This is a genomic window from Streptomyces sp. CA-179760, from assembly GCF_050937045.1.
Classification (GTDB): Bacteria; Actinomycetota; Actinomycetes; order Streptomycetales; family Streptomycetaceae; genus Streptomyces.
On sequence record NZ_JBNJLZ010000001.1, the window covers coordinates 2,108,987 to 2,128,212 of the forward strand.

General features: G+C 70.9%; 17 protein-coding genes and 2 pseudogenes. 7 read left to right on the forward strand and 12 right to left on the reverse strand.

Annotated elements, in window-relative coordinates:
* Positions 1 to 123: 123 nt before the first annotated feature.
* Positions 124 to 492, reverse strand: a complete 369-nt coding sequence (locus ACQEV8_RS09380; protein WP_432958943.1) for a GntR family transcriptional regulator — start codon at positions 490 to 492, stop codon at positions 124 to 126.
* A 71-nt stretch (positions 493 to 563) separates the two neighbouring features.
* Between ACQEV8_RS09380 and ACQEV8_RS09385 the strand changes: the two genes are divergently transcribed.
* A complete protein-coding gene (locus ACQEV8_RS09385) occupies positions 564 to 1,493 on the forward strand; it encodes an N-acetyltransferase family protein (protein ID WP_432958944.1) in 930 nt (309 codons plus the stop codon).
* Positions 1,474 to 1,974 carry a DUF402 domain-containing protein gene (locus ACQEV8_RS09390; protein WP_432958946.1) on the forward strand — a complete coding sequence of 167 codons (501 nt, stop codon included), beginning with the start codon at positions 1,474 to 1,476 and terminating at the stop codon, positions 1,972 to 1,974. The genes ACQEV8_RS09385 and ACQEV8_RS09390 overlap by 20 nt, the downstream gene beginning before the upstream one ends.
* Before the next feature lie 8 nt (positions 1,975 to 1,982).
* Here ACQEV8_RS09390 and ACQEV8_RS09395 read toward each other — a convergent pair whose 3' ends face one another.
* A complete protein-coding gene (locus tag ACQEV8_RS09395; RefSeq protein ID WP_432958947.1) occupies positions 1,983 to 2,615 on the reverse strand; it encodes a class I SAM-dependent methyltransferase in 633 nt (210 codons plus the stop codon).
* 138 nt (positions 2,616 to 2,753) lie between these two features.
* Between ACQEV8_RS09395 and ACQEV8_RS09400 the strand changes: the two genes are divergently transcribed.
* The gene (locus tag ACQEV8_RS09400; RefSeq protein ID WP_432958949.1) at positions 2,754 to 2,888 is read left to right on the forward strand and encodes a hypothetical protein; all 135 of its coding nucleotides are present in this window, start codon (positions 2,754 to 2,756) and stop codon (positions 2,886 to 2,888) included.
* Positions 2,889 to 2,915: 27 nt separating this feature from the next.
* On the opposite strand, the gene ACQEV8_RS09405 is transcribed toward ACQEV8_RS09400, so the two are convergent.
* Positions 2,916 to 3,365: a GNAT family N-acetyltransferase gene (locus ACQEV8_RS09405; protein WP_432958950.1), complete on the reverse strand. Its 450-nt coding sequence runs from the start codon at positions 3,363 to 3,365 to the stop codon at positions 2,916 to 2,918.
* A gap of 181 nt (positions 3,366 to 3,546) precedes the next feature.
* On the opposite strand from ACQEV8_RS09405, the gene ACQEV8_RS09410 reads away from it, so the two are divergent.
* Positions 3,547 to 4,566, forward strand: coding sequence for a lytic polysaccharide monooxygenase auxiliary activity family 9 protein (locus ACQEV8_RS09410; protein ID WP_432958952.1), 1,020 nt, complete (start codon positions 3,547 to 3,549; stop codon positions 4,564 to 4,566).
* A gap of 110 nt (positions 4,567 to 4,676) precedes the next feature.
* Here ACQEV8_RS09410 and ACQEV8_RS09415 read toward each other — a convergent pair whose 3' ends face one another.
* Both ACQEV8_RS09415 and ACQEV8_RS09420 read right to left on the reverse strand, forming a co-directional pair.
* Entirely contained in the window at positions 4,677 to 5,537 is an 861-nt protein-coding gene (locus tag ACQEV8_RS09415; protein ID WP_432958954.1) for an esterase/lipase family protein, read from the reverse strand.
* 174 nt (positions 5,538 to 5,711) lie between these two features.
* A complete protein-coding gene (locus tag ACQEV8_RS09420) occupies positions 5,712 to 6,158 on the reverse strand; it encodes a MarR family winged helix-turn-helix transcriptional regulator (protein ID WP_432958955.1) in 447 nt (148 codons plus the stop codon).
* A 111-nt stretch (positions 6,159 to 6,269) separates the two neighbouring features.
* Here ACQEV8_RS09420 and ACQEV8_RS09425 point away from each other — a divergent pair, with 111 nt between their 5' ends.
* Entirely contained in the window at positions 6,270 to 6,644 is a 375-nt protein-coding gene (locus tag ACQEV8_RS09425; RefSeq protein ID WP_432958956.1) for a cupin domain-containing protein, read from the forward strand.
* A gap of 33 nt (positions 6,645 to 6,677) precedes the next feature.
* Here the strand turns inward: ACQEV8_RS09425 and ACQEV8_RS09430 are convergent, their stop codons facing one another.
* Positions 6,678 to 7,643, reverse strand: a complete 966-nt coding sequence (locus tag ACQEV8_RS09430) for a DNA polymerase Y family protein (protein WP_432958957.1) — start codon at positions 7,641 to 7,643, stop codon at positions 6,678 to 6,680.
* Positions 7,640 to 11,152, reverse strand: a complete 3,513-nt coding sequence (locus ACQEV8_RS09435; RefSeq protein WP_432958958.1) for a DNA polymerase III subunit alpha — start codon at positions 11,150 to 11,152, stop codon at positions 7,640 to 7,642. The genes ACQEV8_RS09430 and ACQEV8_RS09435 overlap by 4 nt, the downstream gene beginning before the upstream one ends.
* Before the next feature lie 153 nt (positions 11,153 to 11,305).
* On the opposite strand from ACQEV8_RS09435, the pseudogene ACQEV8_RS09440 reads away from it, so the two are divergent.
* Positions 11,306 to 12,333, forward strand: a pseudogene (locus ACQEV8_RS09440) (DUF3533 domain-containing protein).
* Positions 12,334 to 12,394: 61 nt separating this feature from the next.
* Here the strand turns inward: ACQEV8_RS09440 and ACQEV8_RS09445 are convergent.
* The 4 genes and pseudogenes from ACQEV8_RS09445 to ACQEV8_RS09460 all read right to left on the reverse strand — a co-directional run bounded on the left by ACQEV8_RS09445 (position 12,395) and on the right by ACQEV8_RS09460 (position 16,935).
* Entirely contained in the window at positions 12,395 to 13,477 is a 1,083-nt protein-coding gene (locus ACQEV8_RS09445) for a S1 family peptidase (protein ID WP_432958959.1), read from the reverse strand.
* Positions 13,478 to 13,924: 447 nt separating this feature from the next.
* The gene (locus ACQEV8_RS09450) at positions 13,925 to 14,830 is read right to left on the reverse strand and encodes a S1 family peptidase (RefSeq protein ID WP_432958961.1); all 906 of its coding nucleotides are present in this window, start codon (positions 14,828 to 14,830) and stop codon (positions 13,925 to 13,927) included.
* A 231-nt stretch (positions 14,831 to 15,061) separates the two neighbouring features.
* Positions 15,062 to 15,704 (reverse strand): annotated as a pseudogene (locus ACQEV8_RS09455) (DUF1684 domain-containing protein).
* A 34-nt stretch (positions 15,705 to 15,738) separates the two neighbouring features.
* Positions 15,739 to 16,935 carry a DUF5685 family protein gene (locus ACQEV8_RS09460; RefSeq protein ID WP_432958963.1) on the reverse strand — a complete coding sequence of 399 codons (1,197 nt, stop codon included), beginning with the start codon at positions 16,933 to 16,935 and terminating at the stop codon, positions 15,739 to 15,741.
* A 288-nt stretch (positions 16,936 to 17,223) separates the two neighbouring features.
* Between ACQEV8_RS09460 and ACQEV8_RS09465 the strand changes: the two genes are divergently transcribed.
* Positions 17,224 to 17,661, forward strand: coding sequence for a cell division protein SepF (locus ACQEV8_RS09465; protein WP_432958965.1), 438 nt, complete (start codon positions 17,224 to 17,226; stop codon positions 17,659 to 17,661).
* A gap of 50 nt (positions 17,662 to 17,711) precedes the next feature.
* Here ACQEV8_RS09465 and ACQEV8_RS09470 read toward each other — a convergent pair whose 3' ends face one another.
* Complete coding sequence (locus ACQEV8_RS09470; RefSeq protein WP_432958967.1) at positions 17,712 to 18,902, reverse strand: acyl-CoA dehydrogenase family protein; 1,191 nt, start codon at positions 18,900 to 18,902, stop codon at positions 17,712 to 17,714.
* Between the last annotated feature and the right edge of the window lie 324 nt (positions 18,903 to 19,226).

The following is a 19,226-nucleotide window of genomic DNA, read 5'->3' on the forward strand; positions in this document are numbered from 1 at the left end:
ACTGCGCGAACAATCCCCACCGGCCCGCACCCGGACGACATCCGTACGCTCCCGCACAAACGCGATCCGGCGGTACCGATCCCTGCCCGGCCGACGGCCCAACCCGACCAGCAGCCCGACGCCCTACTCCCCGTAAGCCGCCCGCAGGGCGTCCCGTACCGCCGCCAGCGCGTCGGCCTCCGTGAGCCCGAGCCGCCGGGCCCGCTCCACATAGGTTTGCGCCGCGGTCGCCAGCTCCCGGTCCGCCGCGGATCCGGCGGCTGCCACGAACGTGCCGTGGCGCCCCCGTGTCTCGATCACGCCGTCCGCCTCCAGCGCCCGGTACGCCTTGGCGACCGTGTTGGCGGCGAGCCCCAGCGACTCGGCCAGCCCTCGCACGGTCGGCAGCCGGTATCCCACCGGCAGCGCCCCCGACCGCGCCTGCTCGGAGATCCGCGCCCGCACCTGCTCGTACGGCGGAGCACTGTCATCGATGTCGATCTTCAAGGTCACAGGCCGATTGTCCCGTACCCGGCGGAAAATGAGAGGCACCCGGGGTGTGCCTCCACGTAACGTCCGCCTCCATGACTGTGATCGTGCGCGACCTGCGTCCCGACGTCCGAGCCGACGCCGAGGGGTTCTCCGACACCCGCCGCCTCGCCCTTCCCTACATGTTGTCCACCCCCGAGTCGGTGGTGCACACCCTGACGCACGTCCATCCGGACGCCCACTTCGGTCAGCTCATCGCCGAGGAGGACGGCGAGATCATCGGCACGGCCCAGATCAGCGTCGCCCACGACAGCCCGGAACCCGGCCAGGGCTCCGCCAACATCTATGTGCGCCCCGACCGCAGGCATCGCGGTGCCGGTTCGCTGCTGCTGCGCACCGCCGAGGAGCGCCTGGCGGCACTGGGCGTCAGAAAACTGTTCGCCTGGGTGCTGGACGAGCCGGAGAACCTCGCCTTCGCCGAGCGGAACGGCTTCCGGGCCAGCCGCTCCGCCTACTTCCTGCGCCTCGACCTGGCGGCCGGCACGCTGCCGCCCCGCCAGGAGCCGCCGACGGGCGTCGAGCTGCGCACGGCCGTCGACTTCGCGGACGACCCGCGCCCGGTGTTCGAACTGGACGCCGCGACGTCCACCGACGAACCGAGCGACATCGAGACCCAGTTCACGGACTACGAGGCCTGGATGGAGCAGGACTGGAAGCACCCGCTCCTCGATCGCGAACTGACCACGGTCGCGCTGGTCGACGGCCGCCCAGCGGCCTTCAGCGTGGCGTACACCGACGGCGGCACCCGCTACGCCACGGCCATGACGGGCACCGCCCGAGAGTTCCGCGGCCGGGGCCTGGCCAAGCTCGCCAAGAACGACTCGCTGCACCGCGCCCGCGCCGCCGGGTGCACGGAGGCGTTCACCGGCAACGACACCGGCAACGACCCGATGATCGCCATCAACAAGTGGTTCGGCTACGAGATCTGCGCGAAGGAAGTGCGATATGTCCGTGAACTCGGCTGACCGGCCCGGCCAGGTGGACGTCGTACTCGTCAAGGCGGGCCGTACGAAGATCCGTTACACCGGGGAGCTGCTCGCGGACGACGGGACCCGCGTCACGGTCCGCGCCCCGTGGGCGGGCGGCGGCGTACGCGACTTCGGGTTCGTCCGCTTCGAGCCCGGGGACGTCTTCACGGAGTACTACTGGCGCGACCGCTGCTACGCGGTGAAGGAGGTCCGCTCCGCCACGGGCACGCTGAAGGGCTGGTACTGCGACATCACCCGCCCCGCCGTCATGTCCGGCCCGGAACTGGTCGTCGAGGACCTCGACCTGGACCTGTGGCGCTCCGCCGACGGCACGGACGTACGACGTCTGGACGAGGACGAGTTCGCCGACAGCGGCCTCGCCGAGACGGACCCGCAGGCCGCGGCCGCCGCCCTGTCCGCACTCGACGAACTGGAGACCCTGGCCCGCGACGGCGACTTCGCCGCCCTCCTGGCCTGATCCCCGCTTCAGTCCGTCACCGCGACCACCGCATACCGCTCGTCCGCCACCTCCCCGCCCCACAGCAGCGGATCGTCCGACAGCCGCTCCACACGCACCTGCCCGGCGACCGGGGCGAGGAGGGCGGTGAGCCGCCCCGCCGGTATACCGACCGGATCGAGCGTCCCCCACACGCCCTCGACCAGCACGAGCCGCCCTCCCGGCCGCAACAGTCCGGCCCAGTGCCGCAGGACGCGGCCGGGGTCGGGCAGGGCCCACAGGACATGCCGTACGAGAACGACATCGAAGCGCTGCTCCCCGATCGGCGGGGCCGCGGCATCACCGACGAGGAACACCGCGTCGCGCCCGGCCAGTTTCTCCCGGGCGAGCATCACCATCGCCGGGGAAAGGTCCACGCCGGTCACCCGGTGTCCCTGCTCGGACGCGAGGAGCGACAGGCTGCCGGTGCCGCAGCCCAGGTCGAGGACGTCGCCCGCGTGCCCGGGCAGCCAGCCGCGCAGCCGCCCGGACCAGGCGCCGCGCACCCCGGGATCGCGCAGCCCGTGGTCCGGCTCCTCGTCGAAGGAGGCGGCCCGCGCGTCCCAGTCCACGTCCGGGCAGGGCCTGTTCACCGAGGTCACAGGTTCACCGTCAGGCGTCATGAACCCAAGAGTGACACCCGCCACTGACACTCGAATGGTGACAGCCGCCACAGACAGACCGGGAGCGATGAGGAACTCTCCCCCGAAAGGTCTACCTCCGTGAGAACGCGGAACCCGGTAGCCCCCAAGGAGGCAGCCATGCGCCGTGTGACCGTGCAGAAGCCCCTGAAGAAGTCCGACGTCCGCAGGGTCCGCGAGGAGGCCGACGAGTGCCCCGGCGGGCGCCCGGAGGTTCGCAAGGACATCGCACGCACGTGGTGGCCCGACAGCTGACCGGCCGGTGCCGATCATGAGACGCGTTCAGAGCAGCCGCTTGCGGTAGTGGATCCGGTCGTAGGGCCCGTCCACACGCCGCTCCACCAGCTCGTAGCCGTACCTCGGGTAGATCTCCTGGTTCTCCCACATCATCGCGTTCGTGTAGAGCCTGATCTCGGGCAGACCCAGCACACGCGCGCGTGCCTCGACGAACCGGAGCAGCCGTCGCCCCACTCCCCTGCCGTGCACGGTGGGGTGGACGGCGATGGTGTCGAGGAACAGATGGTCCTCGAAGGCCTCGACCACCACGAGGCCGATCACGGGCTCGCCCGTCACGAACACCTTCCCCGCGGCCACGTTCGCCGCGTGGTCCTCCTCCATGGGCTGCGGCACCCGGCCGATGCGCTCGACGTAAGGGCGGAAGGCCGCGTCGATCACGCTCTCGACGACCGGTACGTCGGCGGCTCCGGCCGGCCGGATCTCCTCGTCTGCCATGCCGCGACGGTACCTACCTGATGCCAGTCTGAGCACTCCCTTAACGCGGCCATAAGGATCTGCTCCACCCGCCCCCAGCAGGCGATTTCACGGTTCTCTGGGGCTAGCTTCGGATCACCCCACGGGATCCGGCCCACTCGGGCCCGGCCCTGTCCCATGAACCGTTTCGAGGAGTTCCCGCATGCCCGCACGCCGCACGGTCGCCACCGTCGTCGCCCTCGGCAGCCTGCCGCTCACCCTGACCGCGCTGACCGCCACACCGGCGGCCGCGCACGGCTCCATGGGCGACCCGGTCAGCCGGGTCTCGCAGTGTTACGCCGAGGGCCCCGAGAGCCCGAAGTCGGCCGCGTGCAAGGCGGCGGTCGCGGCGGGCGGCACGCAGGCCCTCTACGACTGGAACGGCATCCGCATCGGCGACGCGGGCGGACGGCATCAGCGGCTCATCCCGGACGGCAAGCTGTGCAGCGCGAACAACGCCCAGTTCAAGGGGCTCGACCTGCCCCGCGCCGACTGGCCCGCGACCTCCGTGCGCAGCGGCTCGCACACCTTCAAGTACCGCGTGACGGCGCCCCACAAAGGCACCTTCAAGGTGTACCTCACCAAGTCCGGCTACGACCCGGCCAAGCCGCCGGCCTGGAAGGACCTGGATCTGAAGAACCCGGTGGCGACATCCACCGACCCGGCCGCCACAGGCGGTTTCTACACCTTCTCCGGCACCCTGCCCAAGCGTTCGGGCAGACATCTGCTGTACGCGGTATGGCAGCGGTCGGACAGCCCGGAGGCGTTCTACTCCTGCTCGGACGTCTCCTTCGGCGGTGGCGGTGACACCGGGAAGGGCGGCACGGCCCCGGCCCCGGCCCCGGCCGCCTCGGCTCCCACCAGGAAACAGATCGAGGACGGCAGCGACAGGTCGACGATCGAGAACCACGGACACGGCGATCACGACGCCAGTACGTCGGCAGAACCGGCCTCGAAGGACACGCCGGCCTACACCCCGGCCGACACCCCGGACGAAGCGACTGCCGAAGCCTTGAACCGCCCGAAGGCGGCCGGTGCCACCGAGAACCTCGCCGAGACCGGCGGCGACACCAGCACGACGTACCTCGCGATCGGCGGCGCCGCCGCGCTGGCGCTCGGCTCGTCGGCCCTGTTCCTCACCACCCGGCGCCGGGCGGTGAGCGGCGGCCGCGACCTCCGCTGACCAGCGCCGGCCCCTCTGACTCGGGGCCTGTCGGGCGGCTCAGGCCGGACAGGCCCCGAAACGTTTCCTCTACACGTGTCAGCGGTACGCGTGTCAGCGACCTACACGTGTCAGTCGAACGCCGAAGCACACGTGGTGGGCCGAGCCCGCCCCGGATCCAGCGCGTTGGCCACCTCGTGGAAGGCGATCCGGTCGAACAGCCCGATGGCCACGTGCTCGGACAGGTCGACGGGGCACAGGTCCTGGAGCAGGACGTTGCGCACGTCCGGCCCGCTCAGGTACTGGCTGCGCCACGGCGTGACCACCTCGTCGTACTTGGTGGCGATGACGGTGTAGCGCACACCGGGCACGGTGTCGCCGCCCGCGTTCAGCCGCTCGAGGAAGTCGGAGCCGACGACCTGGTCGGCGAGGGCCGGGGTGTTCTTCGCCAACAGGTCCGCGGCGCCCGGGAAGTAGGGCAGCAGGTTCGTGAAGCCGCTCAAGGTGGTGCCGTGATTGGAGGGTGCGATGCCGACCAGGGCATTCACCTTGGCCGCACCACCGAGGAACCGCAGGTAGTAGCGGGGCATCATGCCGCCCTGCGAGTGTCCGACGACGTCGGTCTCGGCGGCGCCGGTCGCGGCGAGCACCTTGCCGACGAATTCCTTCAGCTGTCCGGCGGACTTCTCGACGGGCCCCAGGCCGTGGAAGAAGGGGACGCCCTCCAGCTGGCCGTAGTCGAGGGAGAAGACGCAGTAGCCGCGGACCTTCAGATAGGGGGCGAGGCCCAGCCAGTTGTCGACGGAGTTCCCGAGGGTGCCGTGGACCAGGACGACGGGGCGGGGATGGGCGGCGGACGGCTTGCAGGAGTAGTCGTTCCAGCCGGCGCTGGGGGCGGCGGCGGCCTGGGCGGTGGTGGCGGGGACGGTGACGGCCGCGGCGGTCAGCAGCAGCGCGGCCAGGGGTCTGAGCACTTGTTTCCAGGGCAGCATCGAGTGATCTCCTTGCGGGTCAAGGGAAGTGCGACGGCACGACGCCTGTGATCCGGATCACGAGGATGCTGTTCACTCGTCAAGTTACGGGCGAGTAGCCAACCTGGGAAGTTACGCGTCAGCAAAAACTTCCGGTGGTAACCGGCGCCGACCGCCCCACCCCTGCCACCGCTCTCACCAGGCGGGTCGCACGGGCCCCTGCGGCGCGATCCGCAGCAACTGCTCCCGCAGCACCCGCGCTTCCCCCTCCCCCAGCACCGCACCCCACTCCCGCACCGCCTCCGCGGCCGCCTCCTCGGCCGCCCGAGTGCAGGACCACCCCCGCGCGGTCAGCACGACCAGCCGCGCCCGCGCGTCCCCGGGGTGCGCCCGCCGCTCGGCGTACCCCTTGCGCACCATCTCGTCGACGAGCTGACTGGCGGCCTGCTTGGTCACCCCGAGATGGACGGCGAGGTCGGTGACCGTCGCGCCGTCGGGAGCGAGCCGGGCGAAGGCGAAGCCGTGCGCCGGCCGCAGCCCCTCGAAGCCGCGCGCGACCACGCCCTCGTGGATGCGCTGCGTGAGCCCGCCGGCGGCGGCGAGCAGGGCGGCGGACAGGGCCATGGCCTCGGAGTTCTGCACGCATGCATTGAAACACCCTTGACGTGACGGTCAAGCAGCTTGACCATATAGTCAAGTTACTTGACCAACTGACCCGACCGACCCGACCGACCCGACCGACCGGAGGCAACCATGCCCGTCATCCGCTCCTCGGACGCCGTGACACACGAGATCCACGGCGCCCGTTTCGTCTCGTACGCCACACCGCTGAGCGGGAGCAAGGAGTTGTGCGCCTGGCGGGGTGAGATCCCCGCCGGCCTCGAGGCCCCCGCGCACACGGTCAGCCGGGAGGAGATCTTCCATCTGCTCGACGGCGAGCTCCTGATCACCCTCGACGGCCGCACCGACCGCATCACGGCCGGCGACACGGTGATCATCAACCCCGGCACCACCCTGACCGTGGAGAACCCGACCGACCGGACCGCGTACTCCTGGGTCACCACCTCCATCGGCCTGGAGGCCCGCCTGGCCGACGGCACCCGCATCGCACCGCCGTGGGCCAACTGACGTCACGTGGAGGGATTCACGCCGCCAGTCCCCCTAGCCCCCGGGCATCACCGCCCGCGGCCCGAACTTCGCTCGCGCGCGGTCAGCGACCTCCTCGATACGGCGGACCCGCTCGTCCACGGGATCGAAGGTCAGCTGATAGGAGGCCTGGTCGGCGGGGTCGAGCCCCTCGGCGCGCAGGACGAGCGCGCGCACCCGGGCGCGCTGCAGCCCGAGCGCCTCGTACATGCCGTACGCGGTCCTGGTCAGCGCCGGTGAGTGCGCGGTCGGTTCGGTCAGCGTGCGGCTGCGGGTGGTGGCCGACCGGTCGGCGTAGCGCACGGTGAGGGTGAGCGTGCCGCAGACCTTGTCCAGGGCGCGCAGCCGGGCACCGATCTCCTCGGCGGCCGACAGCAGCGCCCGGCGGTGCCGGTCCGGGTCCAGTTCGTCGCGCTCGAAGGGGCGTTCCGTGGCGAGCGATCGGGAGACGGCGTTCGGGACGACCCGGCCGCGGTCGACGCCGTTCGCCTTCTCGTGCAGTTCGCGGCCGGCCTTGGCGCCGATCAGCCGCTGGAGCGTGGACAGTGGCGCAGCGGCGACCAGGCCGAGGGTGTCGAGGCCGTAGTCGCCCAGCGTACGGGCGGTCTTGGTGCCGATGCCGGGCAGCGCGGCGACGGGTTTGGCCGCGAGGAACTCCGCGATGGCGTCCCGCCCCTCGGGCACCGCGGACGTCACCCCGGGCACGGCGTCGCCCAGCGCGACACGGGCCAGCATCGGCCCGGGCCCGGCGCCGATCACGCAGTCGACGCCGTACAGCGCGAGCGACCGCACCCGGATCACCGAGGCCAGTGCGACGGCGTCCCGCCCGAAGTACCGCTCGGCGCCCCCCAGGTCGGCCAGTGCCCCGTCCGGTGGCAGGGCCTGGACGACGGGCGTGAACTCCTCGAGCATCCCGAGCAGTCGGGGCAGATCGGCCTCGCGCGTCGGAGGCAGCTGGAAACGTACGCAGAGGATGGTCATCCCGCACTCCCCGGACTCTGGTGCCACAACTTTCGTCCCACCGCGGGCCCTTCGCCCGCGGGACGCAGATCGGCCCAGGGGTGCATCTCGTACCCCGTGGCCATGCGGATCTTCCGCTGCTCCGTCGGATCCTGGGCCGCGGAGCCCGCCGGTGCCGGTGCCCCTTCCGACCCGGCGAGCCGCCGGCGCGCCGCCCCCTCCCCGTCGTCCTCACCGTCGTCGTCGGAACCACCCCCGGCGGCGCCGCCGGCCAGCCGGGCCGCGACACCTTCCAGCCCCTCCTCCCGGCGCACCTCCAGCAGTTCCGCGAGGTTCCAGGCGGCGGCGCCCACCACGCTGAGGCTGCGCGGGCCGCGCCGCTGCACCACCCCGCGCACCAGCAGCAGCCAGGAGTGGAAGACGGTGTGGGCGCAGGCGTCGTGGGAGTCGTCGAAGAAGGCGAGGTCGACCAGGCCCGTGCCGTCGTCCAGGGTGGAGAAGATGACCCGCTTGCCGGACCGGATCGGCGGCGTCTGGGTGGCCGCCTTGGCTCCCGCGACCAGCACCGTCTCCCCGTGCCGGGCCTCGCGCAGCCGCCGCGCCGAAACGACGCCCAACTCGTCCAGGAAGGCACGGTGGTCGTCCATCAGATGGCGCGAGGCGTCCATGGACAGCACGCCCAGTTCGGCGCTGAGCCGCTCCGCCGAGGTGAGGTCGGGCAGCCCGGCCGGGGCGGTCTTCCGTCCTCCGGCCAAGGGCAACTGCCCACCACCCGCGCCCCGCACGCCCCGGTGCAGCTCGGTCAGATGCAGTTGCAGATCACGGCGGTTGGCGCCGAACGCGTCCAGCGCCCCCACCTGTGCGAGCCGCTGGGCCAGCGGGCGGCTGGGCCGGCCGCGCTCCCAGAAGTCGGCCAGCGAGGCGTACGGCTGTCCCTCGGCGAGCCGCGCCGCCTCGGCCTCGCTGATGCCGTGCACATCGGAGAGAGCCAGCCGCAGCCCCCAAATACCGGACACCAGTTCGATACGATGTGCGACCCCCGACGCGTTCACATCCAACGGCAGCACCGGCACCCCCCGCCGCCGCGCGTCCGCCAGCAGCAGCCGCTTCGGATACATCCCGGGGTCATGCGTCAGCAGCCCGGCGTAGAAGGCGGCAGGATGATGCGCTTTCAGCCACGCCGACTGGTACGTCGGCACCGCGAAGGCGACCGCGTGCGCCTTGCAGAAGCCGTACGACCCGAAGGCCTCGACGATCTCCCAGGTCCGCTGAATCGTTGCCGCGTCATAGCCGTTCGCCGCCGCGTGCTGCGCGAACCACACCTTGATCCGCCCCTGCGACTCCGGATCCGACAACCCCCGCCGCACCCGGTCCGCCTCACCACGTCCGCACCTGGTCATGATGTCGACGATGTCGATGATCTGCTCGTGGAAGACGACGACGCCGTACGTCTCATTCAGCGGCCCTTCCAGGTCCGGATGCGGATAGCGGATCGGCGCCCGCCCGTGCCGCGCCTCGATGAACGGCCGCACCATGTCGGCGGCGACCGGCCCGGGCCGGAACAGCGAGATGTCGACGACGAGATCGTGGAAAGTGGCCGGCTGGAGCCGCCCGACCAGGTCCCGCTGCCCCGGCGACTCGATCTGGAAGCATCCGAGCGTCTCGGCGGACCGCACCAGCCGGTACGTCTCCGGATCCCCCGGCGGCAGGGCGTCCAGATCGACCCGGACACCCGACGCCCGCTCCACTTCCGCCACGGCGTGCGCCATCGCCGACTGCATCCGCACACCCAGCACGTCCAGCTTCAGCAGCCCGAGGTCCTCGACGTCGTCCTTGTCGAACTGCGACATCGGAAAACCCTCGCCACTGGTCGGCATGACCGGCGTACGCGCGAGCAGCGAGGCGTCCGACAGCAGCACCCCGCACGGATGCATGGCCACCCCGCGCGGCAGGGCGTCCAGCCCCTCGACCAGCTCCCACAGCCTCCCGTACTTCTCCTTCTCCCCGGCCAGCGCGCGCAGCTCGGGCAGCTCGTCCAGTGCCGCGCGGGCGTCCCGCGCCCGGATATGGGGAAAGGACTTGGCGACCCGGTCGATCTCGGCCGGGTCCATGGACAGGGCGGCCCCCACATCCCGGATGGCGTGCCGCACGCGATACGTCTCCGGCATCGCGACCGTCGCGACCCGCTCGGTGCCGAACCGGCCGATGATCGCGCGGTAGACCTCCAGCCGGCGCGCGGACTCCACGTCGATGTCGATGTCGGGCAGCACGACCCGCTCCTTCGACAGGAACCGCTCCATCAGCAGCCGGTGCTCGATCGGATCGGCGTGCGCGATCCCGAGCACATGATTGACGAGCGACCCCGCCCCGGACCCCCGGGCGGCCACCCGGATGCCCATCCCCCGCACATCGTCGACCACTTGGGCAACGGTCAAGAAATAAGAAGCGAAACCATGGTGGGCGATGATGTCCAGCTCATGGTGCAGCCGCTCCCAGCACTCCCGCCGCCGGTCGTACCCGCGCAGCACCATCCCCGCCACCGCCCGCGAGGCCAGCGTCCGCTGGGCGGTACGACGCCCGGCGCCGACCAGATGCGGCTCGGGGAAGTGGACGGTCCCGATCCCGAGGTCGTCCTCGGGATCGACCAGACACTCGGCGGCCGCGGCCTCGGTCTGCTCCACCAGCCGATGAGCGGTGTCCCGCCGGAACCCAGCGGCCTCCACGATCCGTTCCGCCGCCCCGAACATGGCCCCCGCCCCCTTGAGCCAGGCCTCGCCGGAGTCCAGCTCCTTGGTCGGGTCGATGGGCACCAGACGCCGGGCGGCGTCCAGGACGTCGGCGACCGGGCCCAGCCCCGGGTCGGCGTACCGTACGGCGTTGCTGAGCACGGGCCGGATCCGCTGCTCGGCGGCGAACCCGACGGTACGGGCGGCCAGCCGCAGGGACCCCGGACCCGTACCTTTTCGGCCATGCCAGACGGCCTCCAGCCGCAGGTCGTCACCGTAGACCTCCCGCCAGGGCACGAGCAGTCGCGCCGCTCGGTCGGGACGCCCCGCGGCCAGCGCCCGCCCGACATCCGACCCGGGCCCCAGCAGCACGGTCAGCCCCTCGGCGTGCCGGTGCTCCCAGGGCAGCAGAGGCACAGGCCCCTCCCCCGCATGCGCCGCCGAGACGAGCCGGCACAGCTCGGCCCAGCCCCGGGCACCGTCCCGGGCAAGAAAGATCACGCGGGGAGCCGACTCGTCGACGAAGGCACCGCCCCGCACCGGAGTCCGCCGCCGCCCCCGCCGGTCACCGCTCTCCGGAGCCTGGGCGCCCGCCACCGCCAGATCCGCCCCGAACACCGGACGGACCCCCGCCTTCGCACAGGCCTTCGCGAACCGGACGGCACCGGCGAGCGTGTCGCGATCAGTGAGAGCCAGGGCGTCCATGCCCCGCTCGGAGGCACGCTCGGCCAGCCGCTCCGGGTGCGAGGCTCCATAGCGCAACGAGAATCCGGAGACGGTGTGCAGATGCGTGAACCCCGGCACACGCACCTCCCGCACTCGTGAGCCACACGGCTCTCGAACATCTGTTCCCAGCTACCTCACCCCCACCATAGACCAATTTTCGAATGTGTGTACGACATCCGTTCGGCCCCGCCCCACCTGCGGAAACACCCGGCCACCCCCGACCGTGGAGGCATGCCGCACAGCTCGTTCCTCAGCGAGGTGAAGGACGCCGTCACCCCGCGGGCCACCCTGCTCATCCTCGGCGTGATCGCCCTCCAGCTGCTCTTCATCGCCTCGTACGTGGGGGCACTGCACGACCCGAAACTCAAGGACGTGCCCTTCGCGGTGGTCGCCCCCCAGGCCGCCTCCGCACAAGCGGTGACCCGACTGGAACGGCTGCCCGGCTCCCCGCTGGACCCCCGCGCGCTGCCCGACGCGGCCACGGCCCGGAACCAGATCACGAACCGGGACATCGACGCCGCTCTGATCATCGACCCGGCGGGTACCGACACCCTCCTCGTGGCCACCGGCGGCGGCCGGGTCCTCGCCAGCACCCTGACGGCCCTCGTCACCACGCTGGAGAAGTCGGAGAACCGCAGACTCCGCACGGTCGACGTCATCCCGTCCGCCGCCCACGACCCCAACGGGCTCTCGTCCTTCTACCTGGTGGTCGGCTGGTGCGTGGGCGGCTATCTGGGCGCCGCGGCCCTGGCCATCAGTGCGGGAGCGAAACCCTCCAACCCCGAACGCGCGGCGATCCGCCTGGCGGTCATGGCCCTGGTCGCGATCACCGGCGGCCTGGGCGGAGCCCTCATCGCCGGCCCGATCCTGGACGCCCTCCCCGGCAGCACGGCGGCCCTCTGGGGCCTGGGCGCCCTGATCATCTTCGCCGTGGGCGCGGCCACCCTCGCCCTCCAGGGCATCTTCGGCACGATCGGTATCGGCCTGGTGATCCTGCTGGTGGTGATCCTCGGCAACCCGAGCGCCGGCGGCGCCCTCCCCCCACCCCTGCTCCCGCCCTTCTGGAAGGCGATCGGCCCGGCACTCCCCCGGGGGCGGGCACCTGGGCCACCCGCTCGATCGCCTACTTCGAGAACAACGCCATGACCACATCACTCCTGGTGCTGGCCGCCTGGGCAGTGGTGGGAGCGGCCCTCACGCTGGCGGCCGCCGCGCTGCGAAAGCGAGCAGCCACCCCGCCCCCGGCGTACGAGCCGTAGGACACACGCGAAAGCCCCGCCCCTCACACAAGGGGCGGGACTTCGCGAAGCAGTGCGGGTGTCAGCCGATCTCGGTACCGGTCGCCGACAGTGCCTCGGTCACCGGCTGGAAGAACGTCTCCCCACCGGAGGTGCAGTCACCGCTGCCACCGGAGGTGAGCCCGATCGCCTTGTCGCCGGAGAACAGCGAGCCGCCGCTGTCGCCGGGCTCGGCGCAGACGTCGGTCTGGACCAGACCGTTGACGATGTCGCCGTTGCCGTAGTTCACGGTGGCGTCCAGCCCGGTGACCTTGCCGTCGTGCACCTTGGTGGTCGACCCGCTCCGGGTGACCTCCATGCCGACGGTCGCCTCGGCGGCACCCGAGATCTTCTGGGTCGAGCCGTTGTAGAGGTTCACCTCGCTCGGGTGAGCCACCTCTGCGGTGTACTTGACCAGCCCGTAGTCGTTGTCCGGGAAGCTGGAGTCCGCGTTGGTGCCGATCTCCTTGCCGCTGGAGTCCGACCAGGTGGAGATGCCCTCGGTGCAGTGCCCGGCGGTCAGGAAGAACGGTTCGCCGCCCTTGACCACGTTGAAGCCGAGCGAGCAGCGGCCGCTGCCACCGGTGATCGCGTCGCCACCGGCGATGAAGGGCTTGTACTCCCCCTTCGACCTCTTCAGTTCGGCCTTCGTCCCGAGCCCGTCGACGACCTTCGTCAGCGTCGCCCACTCGGCCTTGGAGACCGTACGGTCGGCGGTCACGACGACCTTGTTCGTGGTCGGGTCGGTCACCCAGGCGGTGCCGGGGATCGTCGCGTCCGCCTTCAGCGTGCCGCGGGCACTCTTCAGCTCGGCGAGGGAGTTCGCCACGACTCTCGCCTTGGCGCCGGCCTTCTCGACGGCCTTGGCCGCGGCCTCGTCGAGCACGTTCACCACGAGGTTCTTGCTCTTCGTGTCGTAGTACGTACCGGCCGAGTCGGCGCCCAGGTCCTTGGCCAGCGTCGAGGCGAGCTTTCCGGCCGCGGAGACCGACAGGGTCTCGGGCGCGGAGGCCTTCGCAGGCTCACTGGCGTTCGCAGACTGGAAGGTCACTCCAGCGGCGACCAGTGCGGCGACACCCGCACCTGCCAGGGCTGCACGTCGCTTGGGTATGCGTCGGTGCTGCAACTCATGTCCTCCTGTGGGGGTCGGCCCGAAAGGTTGTGGGGACCTCGCGAGCCGGAAGGCCTTGTTGACGAGCGCCCACTATTCCGAGGACAACGGGGAGCACACAAGGTCGAGTTCAGGACGCGCGTAGATTACGGGCCCCACGCCCCCATATTTTGACCGTGCACGCTCAAATCGGACCCAACTCGCACGCGCTTCACACGCGTTCACACTGCAAACATTACGCGTGAGTAATGTGTGCGCACTCTGCGCGGTCTGGCCATGGCTGAAAATCGCCCAACCAACCGGCGCCAATCGGCATCCGTGGGGCGGATATTGACATCCCTTTCCTTGCATTCTCCCTGAACCGCGACAAGTAGCCACAAATTGCCCCACCTCACAGAGGAATGCCCCCGCACGCAGTGCGTGCGGGGGCACAAGAAGCTGTCTGCTGCTGCCCGGTAGGGCCTAGTACACGCTGACCCCGTAGGCGCTCAGGGCCTCCGTGACGGGCTGGAAGAACGTCGTGCCACCGGAGGAGCAGTTGCCGCTGCCGCCGGACGTCAGACCGTACGCGGTGCCGTTGCTGCCGTAGAGCGAGCCGCCGGAGTCACCGGGCTCGGCGCAGACGGTGGTCTGGATCAGGCCGGAGACGATGTCGCCGCCGCCGTAGTTGACGGTGGCGTTGAGGGCGGTGACCCGGCCGCTGTGCGTACCGGTCGTGGAGCCGTCGCGGATGACGGTGGTGCCCACGCTCGGGGTGGCCGCGCGCGTGATGTCCACGCCGTTCGCGGTGCCGGGCCGGCTGACGGACCCGCTGTAGCGCACGAGGCCGTAGTCGTTGCCCGGGAAGCTGGAGCCGGCGGTGGAGCCGATGACCGTGGTACGGCCGGAGTTGGAGTACCAGGTCCCCGCGCCGTCGGTGCAGTGACCCGCGGTCAGGAAGAACTGCTGACCGCTGCTGTTCTGGACGTTGAAGCCGAGGGAGCAGCGCCAGCTACTCGCATAGATGGCGTCGCCGCCCTGGATGAGCTTGTTGAACGTGCCGGGAGTGCGCTTGATCGTGAGCGCGTCGGCGTTGGCGCCGGCCTGCTGCTTGATCTTCGCGATCTCGGCCTGGGAGACCGTGCTGTCGACGGTGACGAGCACACGGTCGGTCTTGCTGTCGACGGCCCAGGCGGTGCCCGGGATGTCGGCCTTCAGTATCGAGCCGCTCGCGCTCTTGAGCTCGGCGGCGCTGAAGGTGGTGGGGGTGTCGGACGCGTTCGCGCTGGGGATCGCGATCGCTGCGGCGGCGACGAGGCCGGTGGAAACGGCGATCAGCCGGGTCCGTCTCGAGATGCCGCTGCGGGGGGTGGTGCGCTTGATCCTCACTTTTCGTTCCTCCACAGGGGAAGTAGGGGGCCCTCGTGGGGTCTCGGGCCCGTGAGGCGCAGCCTGGGACCGCGCGTCCGGTTCCCGAACACGCCGTGCCCCTGACAAGCGCTGTGGGGGAGTATTCGGCCGAACGGCCGGTAGGCGCAAGGGTGCCTTTCGGCCGTCAACCTTTGAACGATCTTTGCGCCGTGCGCTCCCGCCGCACCTCAAGTGCCGACCCGACGCGCCTCACACCAGCGTGCGCTCCCCGGCGGCGACCGCGAAGTCCAGCGTGTTCCCCGGCAGTGGGAGGGCGGACGAAGTGGTCGGCGGACGCGCACTGCGGCAGCAACGCCCGGTTGAAGTCCACCGTCGTACCGCCGTCGGCGTCCGGCACCCGGACGGTGCGATCGGCGTCGTACGGCGTGAAGCACCCCGGCACCCCGGCACCCCGTAACGCGGGTCGTACGGCGTGACCGTGACACCACGGAACGCCCGGCGCGCGGGGGACTCCGAGTCGAAGCCCCGTACGCTCCACGCCCCCTCGCGCATCAGCACGACCAGCCGTCGCTCGCCGTACGCCGACCGCGCCTCGCTCACCGGGCCCGGGCCGGCCCCGAGCCGCACCTCACCGCCGAAGGGCCGTCCGTCCACGATGAGGCTGTCCGACCGGGCATCGGTCAGCACGACCGCGTCACCCTCGGCCCGTCAGGACCCGGGGATGTCCGGAAGGCGACCATCCGCGCAGTCCTCCGGCACGGAGGTTCCCCCAGGCCGTTCGGGCACTGGGGGAAGGCGCCGGTGAGCGCGACGGCCCGTAAGGCGCCGGCACCGCCGCGACGCGACGCTCGTGCCACGGCCGCCAGTTCTCGGATGCGTCGGCCGTCGTCATGGAGCCCACCCTTCCGCGGCTGTCCGCCGGTGCCTCAGCAGCTGCAGCCGCAGTCGCATCCGTCGCAGCCGCAGTTGTCACAGCAGTTGCCGCAACAGTCGCAGCAGCTGCAGCAGTCCCCGCATCCGCCGCAGTCGCCGTTGCCGCACTGTCCTTCCTTGCGCTGGCCCGTCCACGGGTCCTGGTACGTGCCGCAGCACATCTGACACGTACAGGCGAGCCCCAGCCACACCGCGCACCCGGCGAGCAGCCCGCGCCGGTCGCCGCGCGGCGGCAGCGGGGCGCCGGGGCCGCCCGGTACGCCGGTGCCGGGCGGCGCATGAGGGCCGGCCGCCTCGGGACCGGCGGTGTGAGCGCAGGTGGCCGTACCGAAGGCCCGGTCGACGGAGGTGCGCAACTCGTGCACGAGGAGCCGGTGGACCAGCCGCCCGTCGGTGAACTCCGCCTCCCGCAGCGCCAGCCGGACGCCGTGCACCGCGTCGTCGGCGAGCCGCCGGGCCTCCACGAGGGAGATGCCGGTCGCGGTGATCGGGTTCCAGGCGCCTGACGCGGCGTCAGCGTGCCGGTCCTCCACGGCGTCCAGGAGGTGGGCGAGGCGCCCGAAAAGGCGCCCGGCCTCGGCGAGCGGCGCGGCGTTGTACGGCCGGCCGGCGAGGACCGCGGTGTGCGCGAAGGCGGCGGCGGTCGCGGTCTCGGTCGGTTCGGTCACCGTCAGGATCGGCGTCCCAGGCCCGGCGAGCGCCTCTGTACCGCCCTGCCTGTCCACGGCATCGACCAGGACGGCCGTGTCGAACCCGACGGCGGAACCGGTCCGCGCCCCGGCGCGGTCCCAGCCCTTCGCGACCCGGCGCGCGGCGCGCGCCACCGGCGCCCGCGCCAGCAGCCCGTCGCCGTCGGCGACATGGTCGCGGATCTTCGCGGAGGCGAGCACCAGCGACACGGCCGCCGCGAGCCGCGCCCCCTCACCGTGCGCGACGGACGCGGTGCGCATCCCGCGCAGCGGACACGGACCCGCCGTACGTCGTCCCACACCACTCGACACGCCGGCCACAGGGCGTGTCTGAGCCTCCGTCAATACGGAGACGAGAAGCCCGTCATAGTTGGTCACAATGCGCGCGAGCTGACCGTGGTCCCCGCGCAACGCGAGACACAGACCACACAAATGCGCCATCCACTGAGCGGCGAGACTCTCACCGAGCCGATGCCTACAGGGCCTGACCATTCCGAACACGACGTCCCCCGCGCTCCGTACGTTGTTTGGGTGCCGCATGGTATCGGCCAACCCATTCACCCGTACGCACGGCCCATCACCCATACGCCGCGAAGAATCATATTTCACTCACAGTCAGCAGTCGTTTACGACAAGGCCCTTGGGAAACACGGACTCTCGACGGAATCGCTGTGCACCAGTACCGTCACAAACCCCCCGTGCGGCGTCTATCCACTTGGCGCGCCATCCGCATCATGGACGACCATAGGGGTGCGGAAAGCAGAAAGACCGCTGTGAGAGGAGGCGTCCATGGGATCGGTACGCAAGGCAAGTGCCTGGCTTGGCCTCGTCGACGACAACGAAGACGAGCGTTACTACGACGACGACTACTCCGACGGGACCGAGTCCGGGGAGGCCTGGGTCACCGATCCGCGTGTCAAGGTGGCCTCGGACGTCGCCGAGGAGAGAGGCCGTCGCATCGGCACGGTGACCCCGGACAGCTTCCGGGACGCCCGCGCGATCGGCGAGCTGTTCCGCGAGGGCGTGCCGGTCATCATGAACCTCACGGCCATGGACGCCGCCGACGCAAAGCGCGTGGTCGACTTCGCGGCCGGGCTGATCTTCGGCCTGCGGGGTTCGATCGAGCGGGTGTCGACCCGCGTGTTCCTGCTGACCCCCGCCAACACGGAGATCGTGAACGGCGACCCGGCCGGGCACCGCTCGGACGGCTTCTTCAACCAGAGCTGAGGCAGGGCCGCTCACCGGCCCTGCCCCGCGCGGGGTTCACCGGACGGCGTCTAGCGGAAGGCGTCGAGTCCGGTGAGCGCCTTGCCCAGCACGAGCTGGTGCATCTCGACGGTGCCCTCATAGGTGAGCACCGACTCGAGGTTGGTCGCGTGCCGCATCACGGGGTATTCGAGGGAGATCCCGTTGGCGCCGAGAATGGTGCGGGCCGTGCGGCAGATCTCGATCGCTTCCCGTACGTTGTTGAGCTTGCCGAAGCTGACCTGTTCAGGGCGCAGCCGGCCGGCGTCCATGCGCCGCCCCAGATGATGGGCGAGCAGAATCCCCTTGTGCAGTTCGACCGCCATGTCGGCGAGTTTGGCCTGGGTGAGCTGGAAGCCCCCGATGGGCCGCCCGAACTGCTCCCGCGACTTCGCGTAGTCGACCGCGGCCTCGAAGGAACTGCGGGCCGCGCCCATGGCGCCCCACACGATTCCGTACCGGGCGTGGGACAGACAGCTGAGCGGTCCGCGCAGGCCGGTGCCCTCCGGGAGTACGGCGTCGGCGGGCAGTCGTACGTCGTCGAGGACGAGCTCGCTGGTCACCGAGGCGCGCAGGGACCACTTGTGCTTGATCTCCGGCGCGGAGAACCCGCTGCTGCCCGCCGGCACGACGAACCCTCGGATCCCGTCCTCGGTCTGCGCCCATACGACGGCGACACCGGCGACCGAGCCGTTGGTGATCCACATCTTGCGCCCGTTGAGGACCCAGTCGGAGCCGTCGCGCTTGGCGTACGTCCGCATGGAGGCGGGGTCGGAGCCGTGATCGGGCTCGGTGAGCCCGAAGCACCCGATGACCTCGCCGGAGGCCATACGGGGCAGCCACTCCCGCTTCTGCGCCTCACTCCCGAAGCGGTGGATGGCGTACATGGCGAGGGAGCCCTGCACGGAGACGAGGGAACGGATGCCGGAGTCGGCGGCCTCCAGCTCCAGGCAGGCGAGCCCGTACTGCACGGCGGAGGCACCGGCACACCCGTACCCGCTCAGCGACATCCCGAGCGCACCGAGCCTCCCGAGCTCCCTCGCCAGCTCCCTGATCTCCGGCAGCTCCCCCTTCTCGTACCAGTCGGCCACATACGGCAGCACCCGGTCCGCGGCCCAGGCCCTGACGGTGTCCCTGATCCCGAGGTCCTCCGGATCCAGCAGGTCGTCGAGACCGAGCGGGTCACCGGGGTCGAAAGGAGGAATCCTGGACGACTCGGACATGGTGGCACCCTCCGAAACTCTTTAACTAGCACCGCTAGCCAAGACGCTACGACCTTTTCCCACCCACGCACCACCCGTAGCTGCCGATCGACGAGGCCAGGGTCGCCCGTGGAGGCAGAGCACCATCGGCGACTGCGGACTTGATCCCGGCATGCCCGAGCGGGATACCCGTACCCGGAGAAGAACGGCTCCCATCGCCCGGCGGAACGCATTTCGCCCATGACAACATCCGTGCAGCATGGCCACTGGACCGGGCGTGAGCTGTGAGCTCCGGCTCGGGCGCCCGCTCACCGCCGGGCGCGGCCCAGGGCACCGCCCCACGAT

Bases quoted from the DNA above. Each gene is read 5' to 3' on its own strand.
- ACQEV8_RS09405 (WP_432958950.1), bottom strand. From the start codon at position 3,365: ATGGCAGACGAGGAGATCCGGCCGGCCGGAGCCGCCGACGTACCGGTC.
- ACQEV8_RS09400 (WP_432958949.1), top strand. From the start codon at position 2,754: ATGCGCCGTGTGACCGTGCAGAAGCCCCTGAAGAAGTCCGACGTCCGC.
- ACQEV8_RS09425 (WP_432958956.1), top strand. From the start codon at position 6,270: ATGCCCGTCATCCGCTCCTCGGACGCCGTGACACACGAGATCCACGGC.
- ACQEV8_RS09395 (WP_432958947.1), bottom strand. From the start codon at position 2,615: ATGACGCCTGACGGTGAACCTGTGACCTCGGTGAACAGGCCCTGCCCG.
- ACQEV8_RS09385 (WP_432958944.1), top strand. From the start codon at position 564: ATGACTGTGATCGTGCGCGACCTGCGTCCCGACGTCCGAGCCGACGCC.
- ACQEV8_RS09415 (WP_432958954.1), bottom strand. From the start codon at position 5,537: ATGCTGCCCTGGAAACAAGTGCTCAGACCCCTGGCCGCGCTGCTGCTG.
- ACQEV8_RS09410 (WP_432958952.1), top strand. From the start codon at position 3,547: ATGCCCGCACGCCGCACGGTCGCCACCGTCGTCGCCCTCGGCAGCCTG.
- ACQEV8_RS09465 (WP_432958965.1), top strand. From the start codon at position 17,224: ATGGGATCGGTACGCAAGGCAAGTGCCTGGCTTGGCCTCGTCGACGAC.
- ACQEV8_RS09430 (WP_432958957.1), bottom strand. From the start codon at position 7,643: ATGACCATCCTCTGCGTACGTTTCCAGCTGCCTCCGACGCGCGAGGCC.
- ACQEV8_RS09470 (WP_432958967.1), bottom strand. From the start codon at position 18,902: ATGTCCGAGTCGTCCAGGATTCCTCCTTTCGACCCCGGTGACCCGCTC.
- ACQEV8_RS09390 (WP_432958946.1), top strand. From the start codon at position 1,474: ATGTCCGTGAACTCGGCTGACCGGCCCGGCCAGGTGGACGTCGTACTC.